The 18,709-nt window shown below is 64.7% G+C and carries 15 protein-coding genes; 4 read left to right on the forward strand and 11 right to left on the reverse strand.

Annotated features, from left to right (window positions below; translation table 11 throughout):
- Window positions 1-91: 91 nt before the first annotated feature.
- The 3 genes from AC5RWO_RS04540 to AC5RWO_RS04550 all read right to left on the reverse strand — a co-directional run bounded on the left by AC5RWO_RS04540 (window position 92) and on the right by AC5RWO_RS04550 (window position 2,950).
- A complete protein-coding gene (locus AC5RWO_RS04540) occupies window positions 92-991 on the reverse strand; it encodes a diacylglycerol/lipid kinase family protein (RefSeq protein ID WP_498729718.1) in 900 nt (299 codons plus the stop codon).
- Window positions 992-1,163: 172 nt separating this feature from the next.
- Entirely contained in the window at window positions 1,164-2,549 is a 1,386-nt protein-coding gene (locus AC5RWO_RS04545; protein ID WP_498729719.1) for a protein kinase domain-containing protein, read from the reverse strand.
- A 146-nt stretch (window positions 2,550-2,695) separates the two neighbouring features.
- Complete coding sequence (locus AC5RWO_RS04550; protein ID WP_498729720.1) at window positions 2,696-2,950, reverse strand: hypothetical protein; 255 nt, start codon at window positions 2,948-2,950, stop codon at window positions 2,696-2,698.
- Between the two features lie 240 nt (window positions 2,951-3,190).
- Between AC5RWO_RS04550 and AC5RWO_RS04555 the strand changes: the two genes are divergently transcribed.
- On the forward strand, window positions 3,191-3,928 hold the full coding sequence (locus tag AC5RWO_RS04555; protein WP_498729722.1) for a TetR/AcrR family transcriptional regulator C-terminal domain-containing protein: 738 nt from the start codon (window positions 3,191-3,193) through the stop codon (window positions 3,926-3,928).
- 26 nt (window positions 3,929-3,954) lie between these two features.
- On the opposite strand, the gene AC5RWO_RS04560 is transcribed toward AC5RWO_RS04555, so the two are convergent.
- The gene (locus tag AC5RWO_RS04560) at window positions 3,955-4,773 is read right to left on the reverse strand and encodes a CPBP family glutamic-type intramembrane protease (protein ID WP_498729723.1); all 819 of its coding nucleotides are present in this window, start codon (window positions 4,771-4,773) and stop codon (window positions 3,955-3,957) included.
- Window positions 4,774-4,888: 115 nt separating this feature from the next.
- On the opposite strand from AC5RWO_RS04560, the gene AC5RWO_RS04565 reads away from it, so the two are divergent.
- Window positions 4,889-5,149 (forward strand): GlsB/YeaQ/YmgE family stress response membrane protein, encoded by a 261-nt coding sequence (locus tag AC5RWO_RS04565; protein ID WP_498729725.1) that lies wholly within the window; start codon window positions 4,889-4,891, stop codon window positions 5,147-5,149.
- Window positions 5,150-5,263: 114 nt separating this feature from the next.
- On the opposite strand, the gene AC5RWO_RS04570 is transcribed toward AC5RWO_RS04565, so the two are convergent.
- The 5 genes from AC5RWO_RS04570 to AC5RWO_RS04590 form a co-directional block, all read right to left on the reverse strand.
- Window positions 5,264-7,162 carry an ABC transporter ATP-binding protein gene (locus AC5RWO_RS04570; RefSeq protein ID WP_498730094.1) on the reverse strand — a complete coding sequence of 633 codons (1,899 nt, stop codon included), beginning with the start codon at window positions 7,160-7,162 and terminating at the stop codon, window positions 5,264-5,266.
- Between the two features lie 233 nt (window positions 7,163-7,395).
- A complete protein-coding gene (locus AC5RWO_RS04575; RefSeq protein ID WP_498729727.1) occupies window positions 7,396-9,129 on the reverse strand; it encodes an ABC transporter ATP-binding protein in 1,734 nt (577 codons plus the stop codon).
- Between the two features lie 175 nt (window positions 9,130-9,304).
- Window positions 9,305-10,285, reverse strand: a complete 981-nt coding sequence (locus AC5RWO_RS04580) for a S1C family serine protease (protein ID WP_498729729.1) — start codon at window positions 10,283-10,285, stop codon at window positions 9,305-9,307.
- Between the two features lie 97 nt (window positions 10,286-10,382).
- Entirely contained in the window at window positions 10,383-12,779 is a 2,397-nt protein-coding gene (locus tag AC5RWO_RS04585) for a multicopper oxidase domain-containing protein (protein WP_498729730.1), read from the reverse strand.
- 148 nt (window positions 12,780-12,927) lie between these two features.
- Window positions 12,928-14,079 (reverse strand): MFS transporter, encoded by a 1,152-nt coding sequence (locus AC5RWO_RS04590; RefSeq protein WP_498730095.1) that lies wholly within the window; start codon window positions 14,077-14,079, stop codon window positions 12,928-12,930.
- Window positions 14,080-14,251: 172 nt separating this feature from the next.
- On the opposite strand from AC5RWO_RS04590, the gene AC5RWO_RS04595 reads away from it, so the two are divergent.
- Window positions 14,252-14,896, forward strand: coding sequence for a hypothetical protein (locus tag AC5RWO_RS04595; RefSeq protein ID WP_498729732.1), 645 nt, complete (start codon window positions 14,252-14,254; stop codon window positions 14,894-14,896).
- A 12-nt stretch (window positions 14,897-14,908) separates the two neighbouring features.
- On the opposite strand, the gene AC5RWO_RS04600 is transcribed toward AC5RWO_RS04595, so the two are convergent.
- Window positions 14,909-15,805, reverse strand: coding sequence for a dihydrodipicolinate synthase family protein (locus AC5RWO_RS04600; protein ID WP_498729734.1), 897 nt, complete (start codon window positions 15,803-15,805; stop codon window positions 14,909-14,911).
- 139 nt (window positions 15,806-15,944) lie between these two features.
- On the opposite strand from AC5RWO_RS04600, the gene AC5RWO_RS04605 reads away from it, so the two are divergent.
- Window positions 15,945-16,763, forward strand: coding sequence for a nitrilase-related carbon-nitrogen hydrolase (locus tag AC5RWO_RS04605; RefSeq protein ID WP_498729736.1), 819 nt, complete (start codon window positions 15,945-15,947; stop codon window positions 16,761-16,763).
- 437 nt (window positions 16,764-17,200) lie between these two features.
- Here AC5RWO_RS04605 and AC5RWO_RS04610 read toward each other — a convergent pair whose 3' ends face one another.
- Window positions 17,201-18,649, reverse strand: coding sequence for an MFS transporter (locus tag AC5RWO_RS04610; RefSeq protein ID WP_498729737.1), 1,449 nt, complete (start codon window positions 18,647-18,649; stop codon window positions 17,201-17,203).
- Window positions 18,650-18,709 lie beyond the last annotated feature (60 nt).

The raw sequence follows: 18,709 nt of genomic DNA on the forward strand, positions 1-18,709 counted from the left end.
ACCTTTCGTGAGCCCTGCGAAGGTGCCGGCCGAGTAGGGTTCAGTCCGTGGCCGGCGGTCGGCACCTGAATCTTCCGTTCCTGCAATGCGCTCACCCGAGAATGGGCAGGGCGGACGGGGCGCACTCAACCTTGACGAAGGTTCCGGCGTCAACGGACTTCACTTCACCGTCGATCTGGTACGGCAGGGGCTTGAGCGTGGTGAACTCGTAACTGCTCACGCTTGGCTGGTCTCCCAAGCCCTGGGTGGTGGCGCGCAGGGCCTTCAGCAGGACCCGCCACTTTGGCATATGCGGGAAGATGACCACTTCAAATTTTCCATCCGAGAGCTTATCGTCGGCCTCGCTGAGCGTGGCGTACTTCGCCATCTCGGCAATATTGGCGAAGACGATGCTGTCGAACTTCCGGCGCTTGCGGTCGGTCTGGCGTATTTCGAAGGGCTGAAACTTTGAAAACGTGCGCACCACGGAGAACATCTCCTTGAATGCGCCTTTACTGCCCTTTTCCAGATCGATCGCCATTACCGGTGTGAGGCCGAATCCGACATAGGAGTGCGCGTAGACGGCTGGCATATCCGTCCCTTGTTCTGTGTGGATGCGCAGCAGGTCGATATGGCGTACCTGGCCCTGGGCGATGGCTTCTGCCAGCGGCATGGTGCCCGTGGTCCGCCGGTGGTCATTCGCGTTTCCGGCGGCCATGACAGCACAGACCGCATCTGGGTTGCCGGCCTGCATGACACCGTTGACCACTTCGTTGTACCCGCCGTCGCCGCTAACGGACACGATAAGGACGTTCCCGCCAGCGGCGGCAGCATCGCGGGCCAGCGTGATGGCATGTCCGGCATGCCCGGTCGGCTGCAGCTTGATCTCCGTTCTGTAGGTCAGCAGCTCTCCCAGTCGGTCGCGGAGCTGCCCTGCCAGTTTGGGCGCGTCACCGGTGCTGTTGGGATTGAAGATGATGACGATTGATTCAAAAGTCCGTGCAAGATCCATAACCACTCCAAGTATTTGAGTCGGGAACCATACCGGTCACCCTCCTCCATCAAAAATTGTAAGGCCGGATGATTCCGCGGACTTTGGAACGAAAGGCCCTGTAGATATACGCAGTCTGCCGGAACGCCTGCGCCGTTGTGCCATCTATGGGCGGGTCCGGCACCAGGCCCGGCTAGGCCATGACGGATATCGGTTGGCCCGCGGCAATGCTGTGCCTTGTCTCCAGGCGCAGCTCCAGATCATTCATCACGATCGCGGCCAGGTCCTCCAGTGTGCGGGCGTCCCCGTCGGTGAATTCCCGTGGTTCGCGGTCGATCACGCAGAGGGTTCCGAGGTTGTAACCGTCGGGTGTTCGCAAGGGGACACCGGCATAGAACTGCAGCCCGAATTCCCCTGCCACCAGGGGATTGGCCAGGGTCCTGGGATCGGTGGATGCGTCCGGGATAATCCACGGGCCGTTTTGAAGAATGGCTGAGGCACACAGCCCCGGATCCCTGCCGATTTGTTCGACGTCCGTGCCGTGATGGGTTTTGAACCAGATGCGGTCATGATCCACGATGCTCACGATCGCGACGGGCACGGAGAATACCCGTGCCGCGATCGCTGCCACCCGGTCGAACATGCCGTCGGGAAGAGTGTCCAGAATCCGGTACCGGTGCACGGCCTGCATCCTGGACTCCTCATCCTCCGGCCGGGAGGAGTCAACCCGGCGCCTCCCGGCGCCCCGGGAAATTTCCTGCCGCAGTGCCAGAGAGACCTCCAGGGCGGACGGCCTGGAGGAGGGGTCGCGGGAGAGCATTGAAGTCAGCAGTCCGGCCCACCGGGGGGCAAGGCTGGCCGGGACCTGCGGAGGATGCAGCAGTCGGGCCAGTGCCGACTGGATCGGAGCACCCGGAAAGGCCACCTCGCCGGTCAGCGCTTCAAGAAGGACCAGTCCGAGTGAATACACGTCGCAGGGCGGCCCTACTGGCTCCCCGGCAGCCTGCTCCGGACTCAGGTAGTGCGGCGTTCCCGAGGCGACCCCGTCGTCGCGCCCGTCGTCTCCCAGGATCATGGCGACACCGAAATCACTCAGCTTGGCACGCGGCCTCGGATCCTGGTGGTTGTAGTCAACCAGGAGGACGTTAGCAGGTTTGACGTCCCGGTGGACGATGCCGTGGTGATGGATATAAGCCAGGCCGTCAGCAAGGTCGTGGCCAATCAGTGCCACATGCGCGGCCGAGACCGGTGACTGTGCGCGGCGACGGCGAAGATCGGGGCCGCGGACAAGCTCCATGACCAGATAGGCAACGGATGCGTTCGCCGGGTCTACGCCGGCATCGAATAGCGTTACGAGCGCATGGTGGCTCATCCCGGCCAGAATCCGTACTTCGGATTCCTGCCGGCGGGCCTGCGCGGCGTCGCCGTGCCGGCCTTCATGGAACACCTTGACCGCCACGTCCCGATCCAGCAGCTGATCGACCGCGCGGTATACGGTGGATTGTCCCCCGCGGCCGACGAGTTCCTCGACCCGGTACCGCCCGCTGAGCAGTTGCCCGCGTTCGATCATGTCCATCATCGGATTTCCCTCAAGTCAACGGCCCTGCACGCTGAACGCAGTCCCTGTGCGGGACGAACGCCAAGTCGACAGAACCAAGTCATTACTACCAGTGCCGGATTTTGCCGCGCCGGGACAGCCTCGCAGCGCGCGCCCTGAACCGGGGTTCAGGTCAGTCTTGGATAACTGGCCAGGAAGTAATCAGCGGCGGCCGGGCCTTTCATGCACAGGCCGTTGGGCCCGGCACCGACGCGGATCTTCATGGCAGCTCGGAAGGATTTCTCCGTGCGGCGCTTCGCTTGTGTGATCTGGCACCAGCTGACGTAAAGACCGTAGAAGGGATCGGGAGCGAGCGTGCAGTCCGATTCAAGATCAGGGGTGGTGGCTTCCTGCAGAAACTGGTCGAAGTGGGAATGTGCCATGGTGGCTCTTTTCCTCTTGGGTGCCTTGGTGCCGCCGTTTCGCTACAGCAGCAATGACTTCGGAGCCGTGCACCAAACTCCGAAGCGTCCGCCGGCCCCTGACTGGGGTACCGGGCGGACAGGACGACGCCGAAGCAACGTCCCTACACCGTAGACTTTAGGCGTAGACTACGGGTAATGCAAGCTCGGCGGACTGAAAAGCAGCCCACCTTCCTGCCGCTCCCATCAGGACGGAAAACGATGTTCCCCTCGAACGACACCCGGCAGGACCATGCCCTCCGCCGCAGGGCGAGGCTGACCCGCGAGGTTGTGCTTACGGCCGCACTGGAACTCGTGGACGCCGAAGGCCTGGAAGCCCTGACGATGCGCAGACTCGGTCAGGAATTGGGCAGGGATCCGATGAGCCTGTACCGCTACGCCGAGAACCGTGCCGCCCTGCTGGACGGCGTAACGGAACTCGTCCTGAACGAGCTCGCCATCGTCCCGGATGACCGGGACTGGCAGGCGCAGCTGCGCCGGATCGCCCACGACCTGCGGCTGCTGGCGCTCCGGCATCCCAACGTCGTGCCTTTGCTCGTGACGCGCCCTCTTTCCACACCGCTTGGATTACGGCCTCTGGGCACGCTGCGCCCGCTGGAGCAGATCCTGTCATTGCTGGCCGAGGCCGGGTTCGGTCCGGAGGACTCCCTGCACGTTTACCGGGCCTACTATGGCTTCCTTTACGGTCATATCCTCAACGAACTGCAGGAATTCATCGTGGACCCCGAAGAAAACGAAGCCCTGCTCCGCCTCGGCCTGCACCGCTTACCAGCAAAGGAATTTCCCCGCCTGCGCGCCCTGGCACCGGCCTTGGCCGACTACGACGGCGCCGCCGAACTCGATCAAGGACTCAGCATCCTGCTCTCAGGCCTCGCATCCCGCCTCCCGCCCGACACTCGAACAGGGCCGACTCCCTCACATATCGATAGCAGCGAGTAAGACGGTGAGCTTCCCAGGACCGAAGCTCAGTACAAGAAAATCGGCAGCCAGTCGCGGTTGTGCGCGTGCACCAGCGCAAGGAACAGGACGAAGTCGAAGATCAAGTGCACTGACACGACATACGTCAACGACTTCGTTAATTTGAAGGTGTAGCCCTGCAGCAGCGCAAACGGGAACGTCAGCAGCGGACCCCAGGCCTGGTAGCCGATCTCCCACAGGAAAGACGAGAAGATCACGGCTTGCAGAATGTTGGCGAGCCAGTCCGGAAAGTGCCGCCGCAGCAGCGTGAACGTGGTGCAAATAAAGAACAACTCGTCCCAGATACCAACAGCATTCACTCCAAGAAAGAGCCGCCAGAAGATGGTTGGGTCGGATGCGTCCGGCCAGTTTAGGTAGACTTCAGTGCTGATCAAGTACGCAGGCAGAATGAGGTAGCCGAGCGCAACAACACCTATCAGGTACAGCTTTGCCGTCAGCGGCCACTTACGGCCCGTGTTCACCGGAAACTTAATGATCTCCTCGCGGTAACCAAACCGCGATACCAGCCATGGCACCAGCACGGCCAGCGTGAGCGCGCCACCCATCAGCGCCATGTGCGGGATGCTCAAATCAGCGTTCAACGGAACCAGGCTGATGATAACCATTCCCGCTGCAACCAGCGCGAGATGCCGCACGAACTCACGGTCGATTAGCGCGGCGGTGACCAGGCTGCTCGCGAGCATGCTGTAGCCAATAAGGTTATTCTCGACGCCGAAAAGCAGCACTCCGGACACTGAGAGCAGCACCGCTGGCAGCAGCTTCCAGCTAAGCGCGGTGCGGACTGGTTCAGTCGAAATCGATGTCACTCCACAAGCATGTCAGCGTCGTCCATGGCGCGAAACCACTCGCGCGTGATCGTCTTCATTTTTGCCAATAGGTACTAAGTATGCTTACGTTTAGTGCAACTTACTAGGAGGCAACATGATTGGTTTTATCATTGCTGGGCTCGTCATCGGAGTACTTGCACGTCTGATCAAGCCCGGGAAACAGCATCTGGGCATGATCGCCACGCTGCTTCTGGGCCTGGTCGGTTCAGTCATAGGCGGCGTGATCGCGAACCTGCTGGGCACCGGTGACATTTTCGAGCTGAACATTCTCGGATTCGTTGTTGCCGTCATCGCAGCAGTACTCTTGATCGGCGTGGCCGAAGGCATGGCCGGCCGCCGGAGCGTCCGCCGCTAGAGCTAACTTCGGGTTAGAGATTGATGGCCAGTGGCCGGGTGCGATACGGGCACCCGGCCACTGGCATTTTCTGCAGGAGACACCGGTGGACAGGTCTTTCGAACTCGTTAGTCACTACACGGTGTCTGCCGCTGCAGCGAACTGGGACATGTAGAGCCGGTAGTAGGCGCCCTGGGCCTCAAGCAGTTCGGTGTGATTGCCCTGCTCCACGATCTGCCCGTCTTCCATCACCAGGATGATGTCGGCGTCGCGAATGGTGGAGAGCCGGTGCGCGATCACAAAACTGGTCCGTTCCGTGCGCAGGGCCGCCATGGCGTGCTGGACCAGCAATTCGGTCCGCGTGTCCACCGAACTCGTGGCCTCGTCCAAAATTAACAGCGACGGGTTGGCCAGGAAGGCGCGGGCAATGGTTATCAGCTGCTTCTCACCGGCGCTGACGTTGTTGCCTTCTTCGTCGATCACCGTGTCGTAGCCATCCGGCAGGGCCCGCACAAAGCGGTCCACATAGGTCGCCTTCGCTGCCTCGAGGACCTGCTCCTCGGTGGCGTCGAGGTTGCCGTAGCGGATGTTCTCCGCGATGGTGCCACCGAACAGCCAGGCGTCCTGCAGCACCATGCCCACCTTGGAGCGCAGCTCGGCCCGGCTGAGCTGGGTGATGTCCACGTTGTCCAGGGTGATCCGGCCGGAGTTCAGCTCGTAGAAGCGCATCACCAGGTTCACCAGCGTGGTCTTGCCGGCGCCGGTGGGCCCCACGATCGCCACCGTTTCGCCGGGCTTCGCGGCGAAGGACAGGTCCTCGATCAGCGGCTTGTCCGGGGTGTAGCTGAAGCTGACGTGCTCGAACTCCACATGGCCGTCTGTCTTGGCCGGCAGGGACTTGGTGGCCGTGTCCGGGTCCTGCTCCTCGGCGTCGAGCAGTTCGAACACGCGCTCGGCGGAGGCCACGCCGGACTGCAGCATGTTGGCCATCCCAGCCATCTGGCTCAGCGGCTGGTTGAACTCGCGCGAGTACTGGATGAACGCCGTCGCATCGCCGAGGGTCATGGAGCCGGAGGCCACGCGCAGCCCGCCTACTACCGCGATCCCCACGTAGGACAGGTAGGAGATGAACTGCATGACGGGCATGATCATGCCGGAGACAAACTGCGCGCCGAACGAGGCCTTGTAGAGTTCCTCGTTCTTCTCGTCGAACTGCGCCAGCGATTCCTTCTCCCGGCCGAAAACGCGCACCAGGTCGTGGCCGCTGAAGGACTCCTCAATATGCCCGTTCAGCTGCCCGGTGTTCTTCCACTGGGCGGCAAAGAGCTTCTGGCTCCGCGCACCGATCAGGCCGGCGCCCACGGCGGAGAGCGGCAGCGCGATCAGGGCGATCACGGCCAGTTGCCAAGAGACGATGAACATCATGACCGTGATGCCGATCAGGCTCAGCGCGGACATGATCAACTGCGCGAAGGCCTGCTGCAGCGCCTGCTGGACGTTGTCGACGTCGTTAGTTACCCGGGAGAGCAGGTCGCCGCGCTGGCGGGTGTCGAAGTAGTTCAGCGGCAGCCGGTTCAGCTTGTCTTCCACGTCGCGGCGCAGGTTGTAGACCACGCGCATGACCACCTTGTTCAGCACGTAGCCCTGCAGCCACATGAAGAGCGAGGACACCACGTACATGCCCAGCACCATCGCGATCAGCCGGCCCAACAGCTCGAAATCGATGCCAGCGCCGGGCGTGATTTCCATCCCGGACAGCAGGTCCGCGAACTGGTCCTGCCCCTGCGCGCGCAGCCCCGCGATCACCTGTTCCTGGCTGGCGCCGGCGGGCAGGTTGCTGCTGATGGCGCCGTTGAAAATCACGTCCATCGCGTTGCCGAGGACCCGCGGAGCGATGACATTAAGTACGACGGCGATGATCACCATCGCGAGCACCACGGCGATGGCTGCCTTTTCCGGCTTCAGCAGCCCGAAGAGCCGCTTGGCGGACGGCCAGAAGTGCTTGGCCTTCTTCGCCGGTGTGCCGCCGAACATGTCGCCGTCGGCCTCGGTGGGCTGGAACTCCTCCTCAAGGACCTGCGCCTCGGCATCGGCGGCCGCGCCGGGAGTGGGTGCCACCACCGGGTCGATGGTGGGCCCGTCGATGGGGCGGTCGATGGCGGGGCCGTCGCTGGGCGGCCCCTCGAAGGTACGCGAGCCGGTCGCGCGGCCGTCAGATGTGCGGCCGTCGTCCTGCCGGAGGTCCTTGTCCGTGTCCTTGTCCGTGCTCATGCCACCTCCTCCGACTGGGTCTGCGATTCGACAATTTCCTGGTACGTGGGCGAAATTTCCAGCAGTTCCTCGTGGGTGCCGCGGGCCACGATCTGCCCGTGCTCCATCACCAGGATCTGATCCGCCGCCGTGATGGTGGTGACGCGCTGGGCCACGATGATCACCGTGGCGTCCTTGGTCTTCGCCTTCAGGGCCGCCCGCAGCCGCGCATCCGTAGCCACGTCCAGCGCCGAGAACGAGTCGTCAAACAGGTACACCTTGGGCTTGGCCACCAGCGCCCGCGCGATGCACAGCCGCTGGCGCTGCCCGCCGGACACATTGGTGCCGCCCTGCGACACCGGCGAGTTCAAACCGTGCTCCTTGGCCAGCACGAAATCCGCGCCCTGGGCTACGGTCAGGGCTTCCCAGACGTCGTCGTCGTGCGCTTGCGGGTTGCCGAACCGCAGGTTGTGCGCGATGGTGCCGGAGAACAGGTACGGCCGCTGCGGCACCAGCGCTACGCGGTCCGTGATGTCCGTGCGCGCCATGCTGGTGATGGGAATGCCGTCGAGCAGGACCTCGCCGCTGCCGACGTCGAAAAGCCGGGGCAGCATGGAAATCAGCGTGCTCTTGCCGGAGCCGGTACTGCCCACAATGGCGGTGGTCTGCCCGGGCCGGGCGGTGAAACTGACATCGTTGAGTACCGGGGCTTCGGCGCCCGGATAGGCGAAGGAGACGTTCCGGAATTCCACCACGCCGGCCTTATCCGCCGGCTGCAGCGGCTGCTCGGGCTCGTGGATGGAGGGCTTGACGCCCAGCACCTCGCCGATCCGCTCGGCGCAGACCGAGGCGCGCGGAATCATCATGGCCATGAACGTACCCATCATGACCGCCACCAGGATCTGCAGCAGGTACTGCAGGAACGCAGTCAGCGCGCCCACCTGCATCTCCCCCGCGTCCACCCGCAGGCCGCCGAACCACAGCACGGCCGCCGTGGCCAGGTGCAGGATCATCCCGATCGCCGGGAACATCAGCACAAACAGCGAGCCCACGGCCAGGGACACGTCCGTCAGTTCGCGGTTGGCCTTGCCGAACCGTTTGGCCTCGAACGGCTCGCGGACAAAGGCCCGCACCACGCGGATGCCGGTGATCTGCTCGCGCAGCACGCCGTTGATGTTGTCGATCTTGGTCTGCATGGACCGGAACAGCGGCATCAGGCGCCAGACCAGGAAACCAACGACGACGAACAGCGCCGGCACGGATACCCACACCAGCCAGGAGAGCGCAAGGTCCTCCCGCAGCGCCATGATGATGCCGCCGATGCACATGATGGGTGCCGCCACCATGAAGTTCAGGCCCATCAGCACCAGCATCTGGACCTGCTGCACGTCGTTGGTGCCGCGGGTGATCAGGCTCGGAGCGCCGAACTCGTTGACCTCCTGGGCCGAGAAGCCGGATACCTTGTGGAAGACGCCCTTGCGCACATCCCGGCCGACGGCCATGGCCGCTTTGGACCCGAACCAGACCGCGGCGATCGCCGTCGTTACTTGGATCAGGCTGACCCCGAGCATGACTATGCCGGTGTTCCAGATGTATTCGGTATCGCCGCGGGCCACGCCCTGGTCGATGATCTGGGCGTTCAGACTCGGCAGATAGAGGGCCGCGATGGTCGCTGCGAGCTGCAGGATGACCACCGCCAGGACCAGTGACAGATAGGGCCGTAGGTAGTGACGGACCAGTTTGATCAGCATGAAGCCGGTTCCTCGGGATCGTGAGTGTTTAGCCAGGGTGCGGGGGTGCCGCGACAGACGGCGCCGGTTGCCGGACGGCGCCGCAGATAAAGCCGCACCCTAGCGTATGCCTGCGATCGGGAACTGTCTATCAGTCGAAAGGACGATCTTTGGGCGGGCGCTGAGGCTCGGTCAGTTAGACGGATTCGGTCATCTCCTCCGGCACGGCGATGACGTCCACCAGCGCGCCCGAGCGCATGACGGTGACGGGGAAGGGCACACCGATGGCGTCCGAAAAGAGCAGCTTCTGCAGGCTTTCGGCGCTGGCCACCGGACGGCGGCCGGCGCTGACCACCAGATCGCCCTGCTTCAGGCCGGCCTTGGCGGCCGGTGAACCGGGAATGACCTCGACGACGCGCAGCGCGTGGCGCTGCCCGTTGCGCAGCTTCACGGTGGCTGGCAGCTGCACCGGGGTGCTGACCAGGCCAAGGTAGGCGCGCCGGACCCGCCCGTCGGTCAGCAGTGCGGAAATGATGCGGCGCGTGGTGGCGTTGATGGGGATGGCCAGGCCCAGACCGGCGCCGGCCACGGCCGTGCTGATGCCGACCACATACCCGCGGCTGTCGGCGAGCGCGCCGCCGGAACTGCCCGGGTTGAGCGCAGCGTCCGTCTGGATGACGTCTTCGATCACCCGCCTGCTGCCGCCGGACCAGGCAGGCATCGAGCGGCCGAGACCGCTCACCACTCCTGCGGAAACGGAGCCGTTCAGCCCCAGCGGGTTGCCAACAGCAATGACCAACTGTCCCACCCGCAGCGCTTCGGCATCACCGAGCCGGGCAGGCGCCGGCGTGGCCGACAGTCCGCGGAGGACGGCCAGATCGGACAGCGGGTCGGCGCCGATGATGTCGATGTCCGCGGCGCTTCCGTCCGCAAATACTGCCCGCCCTGCATTCGCGCGGGCGACCACATGCGCGTTGGTCAGCAGGTAACCGTCTTCGGTGAATACCACGGCCGAACCGGCACCCACCCGGACCGGACCGTTGCGGCCATGGCGCGCCATCTCGATGGCAGCCACGTGCGGGGTAACGGACTCCGCCACGCGGATGACGGTCCGTGAGTAGGCATCAAGCGGGTCTTCGGCGCCGGGGGCTGGACCGGCGCCGGGTGTTGCGTTCACAGCGCACTTCCTCGAACAGTTGGTGATCTATTAAAACCACCTCGGGTCCGTGGTTGATCCGGCAGGCGCTACGCCTTCGGTGAACGCTTCGCGCCTCCTATTCAGCGTTGATGGTTATCGTCTTGGTGGCCCGCACCTGCCCAGGCACCCAGGACAGGAACTTGATGTGCATGAGGTACTTGCCGCGCGCGGGCGGGCGCAGCAGGAAGTCGTACTTTTCCGCCGCGCCGGAAGCTATCTTGCTGGTGCGGAGCGGATATTTGCTGGACCAGACGGGCGTGGACGGGCCGTTGGGATCCGCGGTGTTGCGGAAGGGACGCCCATCATGGGCAATCAGGTCGGCCATCGCCACCGGTTTCCCCTTCAGATCGGTGAATTCCGTCAGGGTAGGGAAATAGTCCACGTTGACCATACGGACCAGGGTTGGTGCGCGCCCGCTGCTCTTCAGATTCGCTTTCATGCTGGAGAAGGCCCATACCCGTCGGCCGCCCGGCCGCTTGGGAACGACTCCGCCCAGGGTATAGAAGTGCTTGGCTTTGAACCGGTTCAGGCCGGCGTCCTCGCCGGAGAGTCCTGCTGCATGGTTCTTCTCATGCCAGCTCGGGTCCACCGAGTAGGGCAGCAGCACTGTTTCGGTGGCAATGTCGTACTCCGGGCCGTCAACGAAAGCGCGTCTGGTCCCCGGCCTCGGCGGCTTCACGCGGTCAATGGCAGGGTCGACGATGACCACGCCGAACATACCCATCTCGACATGCAGTGGCGTATTGACGTGGCAATGGTAGAAATACGTGCCGGATCCACCGCGGTTCGGATTTCCTGCTTCGCCCACGTCCGGCCTGAGTTGGTAGGTGTAGTCACCGGTGACCTCAAAGGAGGTGTGGCCCACGCCGTCGTTCCTTGGATCGGGCTCAATGCCATGCCAATGGATGGTGTGCACGCGCTTGCTCGGCTCAATGGTTCCGTGGAAGATCTCGCCTTCGGTGAACCGCGCCAGCGGACCCGGCAGACCCCGGTCCTTGCTGTCAGTAGCAAAGCTCCACACTTCATGTTCAGCGCCATCCGGGAATTCGAGCTTACGGCTGAAGAAGTCGAATGTCATCGAGACGTCGGGGCGCTGCCGGAAAAGGGTTTCCGGGCTGCCCTCATGGGGCTGGTCGGAAGCGAAATCCACCTGGCTCTCGTATTTATGGTGGGCCTCGGCCTCCTGCTCTCCGGCCAGTACCCAGTCTGCGACCAGGCCGCCAGGGTACAGGCCGCCGGCCGCCGTCTGCGAAGGTTCCGCATGGCAATGCATGGGGTACCGCCAGTCTTCCTTACGGGCTTCCCAAACGGCGTCGACACAGTCCGGCGGACGCACCATCGGCAGGATCGCTTCTTTACGTTCAAGAGGCACAAGGGAAACGGTATCTTCCCACTGCTGGAGGCTGACGTGGCCGTCCGCCATCACAGTCCCCTTCTCACGCGGGAAGTCCCGCCCGTTCTCCCGGACGGTCCAGACATGATTGCCGTGGTAGTGCAGCTGGTGTCCCACGATGCCGGCATTGACCATCCGGATCAGCTGTCCGGTCCGGACCGTTCCCGTAGCCGGCGACTGGCTGAAGTTCCGTACATCCGTCAAACGGGGAAACCCGGAGGGAAGGCTGTCTTCCTCCCGCTCTTCGTTCAATTCAGGGTCATCGGAGACGCCGAGGGACCGGAAGCCGGCCTCGTCATTCAGATTGAAGTAGCGCGGAGCTACGTCGGTTCCGATGCTGTCGAGCTTGCCGCCCCGCGAGGCAACGCTGGCCCACTCCGGCACCACGTTATGGCACATCCACAGCCATTGGCGCTCGAACTCCGGACCGTTCGGGCCAAGATGCCAAGCCCGGGCAGGGTCGATAACTACCAGTGCGCCGTAGAGGCCCAGTGTTCGTTCAACAGCACCGTTGGTGGGATCTGTATAGAGGTACGTTCCCGGAGCGGGGGCCGCCAAGTGCAGAGTCGCCGTCGCGCCGGCGGGAATGGGTCCGCTGGTCTTGTCGCCCCTGTCCGGACCTGCGCCGTGGATCATCAGTTCGTGGGGCTGCGAAAGACGGTTGTGGATGCGCAGCCTGATGGTACTTCCCACCTCCGCGATAATGGTCCGCTCCGGAAAATAGCTGGCCCAGTATCGGCGTTTCGGCAGGTAGTAGTACTCTTCCTGCGGATCCGAACGTTCCGGCGCGGGCCTGCCATGGGGCGGCAGCGGCCGGCCCAGCGGATAGGTACGGCTCTCGACCACCTGGCCGGACGCGGTAAAGATGCGCGGGGATATCCTCAGGCTCGGGTTCGGGTCCGACGCCGCCGTCTGGCGGTCTCCAAAACCACGGTGGTAGACCAGCGCGCCGTCGACCATGGGCACAAAGCCCTCGTTGATGTAGAGATCCAGCACGCCAGCCGAACCAGTGGAACCGGTCCTGACGTTGGTGGTGGGCGCCGTTCCGCGCCGCAAAAGATTGGATAGACCGTTCCCCATGACTAAAGCCTCTCGATGCAAGTACTAATCCCCACAAGAAGTACTGCACCTAGTACGTCACCCCCATCTTGGAAAACCCTTGATCCGGAGGCTCCGGTTAGGTTTACGACGGCGGATCGGGCAGGCCGGCGACCAGCTCCTCTAGCGGCTATTTCGCCTCGGAACCGTGCAAGGCGAGCACCGCCGTCGTACCTGCGAACAGCGCGAGGACGGCGGCAAAGATGGCGACGCCGGACCAGCCGAACAGCACGAAAAATAGGCCGCCAGCCCAGCCGAGCAGGCTCGAGCCGGCGTAGTAGAACAGGTTGTAGAGACCGGAGGCCTGGGACTGGCCCACGGTGGCCAGGCGCGGTGTCCAGCCCGACGCGACCGAGTGTGCGCCGAAGAATCCTCCGGTGAAGACCACCAGGCCCACCAGGATGACCGGCAGCGAGTCGGCCAGCGTGATCGCCAGTCCCGCGATAATCACCGGGATGCTGGCGAGCAGCACCCGCAGCCGCCCGAACCGCACCGTCAGCCCGCCCGCCAAACGCGAGGACACCGTGCCGGCCAGGTATGCCAGGAAGAGCAGGCTGGCCAGCGACGTCGGCAGGTTGAACGGCGGCGCCTCGAGCCGGAAGCCAAGGTAGTTGTAGACCGCGACGAAGCCGCCCATCAGCAGGAAACCCTGCGCGTAGAGTGCCAGCAGCCGTGGCGAGCGCAGGTTGATGAGGATCCGCTCGGCCAGCTTGGGCCCCTGCCCGCGGACCACCGGCCGGAAACCGCGCGGCGCCGGGGCCAGCCGGACAAAGAGGACCGCGGCGGCCGCGGAGAGCAGGCTCACCGCGAGCACGCCCGCGCGCCAGTCGGTAAACTCCGCCACCGGCCCCGCCACGAGCCGCCCGGCGAGGCCGCCGATGGTCGTGCCCGCGACATAAGTGCCCGCGGCCACCGCAGCGTGCAGCCGCTGGACCTCCTCGTTCAGGTACACCAGTGCGACGGCGGGGATCCCGCCCAGCGCCGCACCCTCCAGAAAGCGCAGCGCCAGCATCGAAGGAAACGTCGGGGCGAGCGGCAGCAGCAAACCAAGTACGACGGCGGCACTGATCGCCCAGGTCATCGTGCGTTTCCGGCCGGCGCGGTCGGCGATGGCGGACCACGGGATGACCGCGAGCGCCAAGCCGATGGTGGCGGCGGAAACGCTCAGGGCAGCGTCGGCCGCCGAAACCTGGAAGTCGCGGGCGATGCCGGGCAGCACGGCCTGCACCGAGTAGAGCTGAGCGAAGGTGGCCAGTCCGCCGAAGAGCAGCGCAATCAGCATATGCCGGTAGGCCCTGCTGCCCTTCGGATGCCCCGGCCAGGGCTGCTGGTCCGCCGTCGTCACGCTTTAGATGCTAGGCGTCTTCCGGGCGCCGTCGTTAAACGTGGCCGGCACATGAACCCGGTAGGCTGGTCCGGGCCGGATGGGCCGTGGGACTTCACAGGGGGAAGCTGTGCGTAACGCCAGGCGTGGAACGGTCATGATGCTGGCGGCCGCGGCCCTGCTGGCCGGCTGCAGCGACAACGCCCCGGAACCTGCACCAACGCCGACGGCGACTCCCACCTGCCCCGCAGTGGACCCGGCCTCGGTGCAGGCCGAGCCAATCGACCAAGGCTCCGCGGCACAGGTGGCCGCCAATGTACTGGCCAGTTACACCGCTTGGGCCAATGCCGGCACCGAACTAGCCGCCTCCCCGCCGTGGAGCGGAGCGGCCCTGCCGGGGAGCTGCGCCGAAGACCTCGCCCAGCTCCACCGCGACGCCTATGCCGGCACACTCTTCGTCACCCGGTCGGACGTGGCGTGGGAAGCGTATTACGACGAGCAGCGCGACCTGACCGAACGGAACATCGCGCTGGCTATGAAAGCGGGCGACCCCACCAACGGCGAATACGAACTCATGAGTATGAAGGAACACTCCAGCACCGACGCCGGCACCTTCCTGAAGTTCGACGCCGCGTACATTCCCCCACGCGGGGAAGGATTCCCGCCCGTCTCGGCCGAGACCGTCAAGGCCCAGGAATGGTACGTGGCCTTGGTGCCATGGGACGGGTTCATGATCATCGACTACATTGAGCTCAAGGACTCCGCCGACAACTGACCCGGTGCCGCACTACCGGTCGAGGCCGAGGTCCTGGATAGTCCCGGCCACACGGGCACGCTGCTCCTCGTTCAGCCCTTGGATCGGCAAGGGCAGACTCCCCTTCGGTACGAGTCCCAGCTGTTCCGCGATGGCTGCGACAACCCGGATGCTCCCGCCGAACTCGGCGAACAACTGCCACAACGGGGCGAGCCGTTCAGACTCGGCGAATGCGTCGGAGACCCGTCCTTCCAGGGCAGCGCGGGTAATCCGCAGGGCCGGCGCGGGCAGGGTGCCGGCGATGACCGAGTACCACGTGTCACAGCCGGCGGCCAGGCCCGCTGCCGCCTTGGCATCGCCGGATACCCCGATGGTCACGTGCGCCGGGACAGCTGCCCGGATTCCCTGGATCCGTGCCCGTGCTTGCTCTGGATCGTCCGGAACACCGGGGATTTTGATGGAAGCGATACCGGGAAGTTCCGCGATGCGCCTGTAGAGCTCGGTGGTGAAGGTGAAGTGCGTGGTGCCCGGATTGTCATAGACGATGACGGGCAGCGATGAATTGACGGTGACCGTCCGGAACAGTACGAACACGTCGTCGTCGGTCAGGGGCTGGTACGTCATGGGCGCGAGCAGGAGGCCGGAAGCGCCTGCCTGCTCGGCCTTTTCAGCGTTTGCGAGGACCTGCGAGGTCCGCAGCGCCCCGATGCCAACGAACACCGGTATTCCATCGGCGTGCTCAACAGCCCGGCGGGCTACGCGGCTTCGCTCCTCACCACTGAGGTAGGCGTAGGACCCCGTGGATCCGAGCGCGGTGATGGAATCCACCTTCGCGTCCGCGAGCCGTTCGACCAGGCGGCTGAAAGCAGCCTCATCCACCGCGTCATCTGACAGAGGGGTCAGGGGGAAGGCACTCAAACCTGCGAACATCGTTGTCTCTCCTGTTGGTCGAGGGTCCTGTGCGTTTCATCCCTGCGCGACTTGGGGCAGGTGCAGTTTATCCTGCCGTGCTGCGCCATTTCCGCTTAGGCTGATTCCGGCGGGTACTTAAATATAGAAGGAGGACCGGATGCGGATCGCGGTGATGCAGGCTGCCGGCGAGGTGCTGAACGTCGCGGGGAATCTTGCTCTGGTTGCTCGCGCCGCAGCCGAGGCGGAGGCAGCGGGAGCCGACGTCTTGGTCACCCCTGAACTGTTCATCTGCGGTTACGCACCTCTGGCCATTCAGTCCTCCCTGGGTCCGGAGTTGTCCCGCGCTATCGACGACGGCGCCGCCCGAATTGCGCGCGAACACCGGATCGGGCTGGTCTACAGTGCCCCGGCAGCAGCCACGGGCGGCGGCTGGCACATTACCGCTGCGCTGCTGGACCGGGCCGGGAATGAGCTCCTCCAGTATGCCAAGGTGCATTTGTTCGATCGCGAAGAACAGCAGGTTTTTGTGCCGGGCGAAGCTGCGCCGTCGGCGGTGGATTTCGAGGGCACCCGGGTGGGCCTGCTGATCTGCTACGACGTCGAATTCCCCGAGCCCGTCCGGGCCTTGGCCGACGCCGGCGCTAACGTGGCGCTGGTGCCGACGGCGCTCGGATCCGGCTTCCAGGACGTGCCCGGAATCCTGCTGCGGGCCCGCGCCCTGGAAAGCCAGCTGGCCATCGCCTACGCCAACCACACCGGGGCGTTGCCCGCGGACGCCGGCCAGGAGCTGCTGCTTGGCGGCCTCAGCGTGATCGTTGGCCCCGACGGCGCCTTGCTCGCCCAGGCAGGAACCGACACGGCGTTCGAAGTCCTGTGGGCAGACATCACCGCCGACGACGTCGCTGCTGCCCGCCGCCACGTGCCCTACCTTCGTGACCGCCGCCCTGCGCTTTACCGTGCCTGGCAGCAGCCGTAGCCCTACCACTAGCATTGCTGGCCGCGGTTCTTATGCCTCTTCAGATGCAAAGCGGAACGGCTGCGGCCGCGCTCGGCCTTTCTCCGGCTGAATGCCAACATTGCCGCCGGGCCACGTCCGATGTCTTCCGGGTCTTGGTATCGTCGTCGACCCGGCCTTCCTGAGAAGACGTGCCTCCGCGCCTGTTCCGGGATCTGTTGCTCCCTGCTGATGCCCGCCGCTTGTGTGGACAGTGACACGAACCCCCGGTCAGCAGGACGATGCTCCCCTGCATCGCTTGTCTCCTCAACCAAAGGCGGAAGAGTCAACGCCGATAAAAGCTGAATTGATGGTCCCGCCATGGAGGGACTGCGCGGCCGATCGCTGGAGGCAGGCAGTTGGCCTCGCGGTTGGACACCTCCGGCCACCAGCTTGGACATGAGGAGGAGCCGAGGTTCTCAGGTGGTCGGTCCCGCCGCATCCGCCATCGTGCCGGACTTTTCGTGTTCGGGGGTAGGGCGGGGGTTGAGCGTGGCAAGTGCCAGTACTCCTGCGGCGACCAGTAGACCGGCCGCGGCTGTTAGTGCCGTGCTGTAGCCGGCCGTGAGAGCGGCGCCTGTGGCGGCATCTGCGTACTCCTGTCCGATTGAAACGGTCGCGGCGATTCCGGCCAGCAGGGCCAGGCCGAGCGCGACGCCTATCTGCTGGGCGGAGTTGAGCAGGGCCGAGGCGATGCCGGCCTTGTCCGGGTCGACACGGTAGACGGCCGCTTGGGTGAGCGCGATGATGCCGAGGCCGAATCCGAGCGCGAGGACGAACATGGCCGGTGCCAGATGCAGCCAGTAACCGGAGTCGACGTCGATAGCGGAGAACCAGAGTGCAGCCAGGGCGCTGAGGAGCGCCCCGGCCCCGGCGATGTAGCGCGGAGCGATCCGCAGCAGCAGTTTCGGGGCGCCACCGGCGCCGAGCACGAGCCCGGCCGCGAACGGCAACCAAGACAGACCTGTTTGGATCGGGCTGAGCTGCTGGACCTGCTGGAGGTAGAGGGTGATGACGTAGAAGGAACCCATAGGGCCGATGGCCAGCAGCAGCATCGCCGCATAGGCGCCGGCGCGGTTGCGGTCCCGGAACAGGCTCAGCGGGACCAGGGGGTTGCGGCTGCGGGCCTGAGTGAGGGTGAAGACGATAAGCAGGACGACGGCGGCCCCGAGCAGGAGCAGCGCGGCCGGGTCGGTGATTCCGGCCTCGCCGAACCGGGTGATGGAGTACACGAGGGCGACCATGCCGCCGGTACCGAGCACCCCGCCGATAATGCCGAGCCGCCCCTGGTGGCGGTCCGCGGCGACGAGGGTGCGGCTGCCCACGAGCACGAGCAGGCCGATGGGAATGTTGATGAAGAACACCCACCGCCAGCCGAGGGTGTCCGTCAGGACACCGCCGAGGAGCAGCCCGATGACGATGCCGAGGGCGGACATCGCGGCGTAGAGGGACAAGGCAGTGTCGCGCGTCTTGCGGTCGGCGAAGGTCGTGGCGATTAGTGCCAGGGCGTTGGGCGCGACCATCGCTGCCCCCACACCCTGCGCAGCGCGGGCGACGATAAGCATCTCCGCGTTCTGTCCGAGGCCTCCGGCCAGTGAGGCCAGCACGAAAAGTGCGATGCCCAGCTGCAGGATGCGGCGCCGGCCCCATAAGTCACCGGTCCGGCCGCCCAGAAGCAGAAGGGCACCGAATGCGAGGATGTAGGCGTTGACGATCCAGGGCAGATGCACCGCATCCACGCCCAGCTCCCGTTGAATGCTCGGCAGCGCGATATTCACGATCGAGTCATCCAGCACCAGCATCAACTGCGCTGTCGCGATCACCAACAGGGGCATCACGCCTGCCTGCTGCCTATTCCTTATTGCCACACTTCTCCTTCATCCGCTACAGGGAAGTTTGCCTTGTTCATCCGGGCTGGCCCCGCCCGT

The organism is Arthrobacter sp. B055-34 (assembly GCF_059090425.1).

Bases quoted from the DNA above. Each gene is read 5' to 3' on its own strand.
- AC5RWO_RS04540 (WP_498729718.1), bottom strand. From the start codon at position 991: ATGGATCTTGCACGGACTTTTGAATCAATCGTCATCATCTTCAATCCC.
- AC5RWO_RS04545 (WP_498729719.1), bottom strand. From the start codon at position 2,549: ATGATGGACATGATCGAACGCGGGCAACTGCTCAGCGGGCGGTACCGG.
- AC5RWO_RS04550 (WP_498729720.1), bottom strand. From the start codon at position 2,950: ATGGCACATTCCCACTTCGACCAGTTTCTGCAGGAAGCCACCACCCCT.
- AC5RWO_RS04555 (WP_498729722.1), top strand. From the start codon at position 3,191: ATGTTCCCCTCGAACGACACCCGGCAGGACCATGCCCTCCGCCGCAGG.
- AC5RWO_RS04565 (WP_498729725.1), top strand. From the start codon at position 4,889: ATGATTGGTTTTATCATTGCTGGGCTCGTCATCGGAGTACTTGCACGT.
- AC5RWO_RS04570 (WP_498730094.1), bottom strand. From the start codon at position 7,162: ATGTTCGGCGGCACACCGGCGAAGAAGGCCAAGCACTTCTGGCCGTCC.
- AC5RWO_RS04575 (WP_498729727.1), bottom strand. From the start codon at position 9,129: ATGCTGATCAAACTGGTCCGTCACTACCTACGGCCCTATCTGTCACTG.
- AC5RWO_RS04585 (WP_498729730.1), bottom strand. From the start codon at position 12,779: ATGGGGAACGGTCTATCCAATCTTTTGCGGCGCGGAACGGCGCCCACC.
- AC5RWO_RS04590 (WP_498730095.1), bottom strand. From the start codon at position 14,079: ATGCTGATTGCGCTGCTCTTCGGCGGACTGGCCACCTTCGCTCAGCTC.
- AC5RWO_RS04600 (WP_498729734.1), bottom strand. From the start codon at position 15,805: ATGTTCGCAGGTTTGAGTGCCTTCCCCCTGACCCCTCTGTCAGATGAC.
- AC5RWO_RS04605 (WP_498729736.1), top strand. From the start codon at position 15,945: ATGCGGATCGCGGTGATGCAGGCTGCCGGCGAGGTGCTGAACGTCGCG.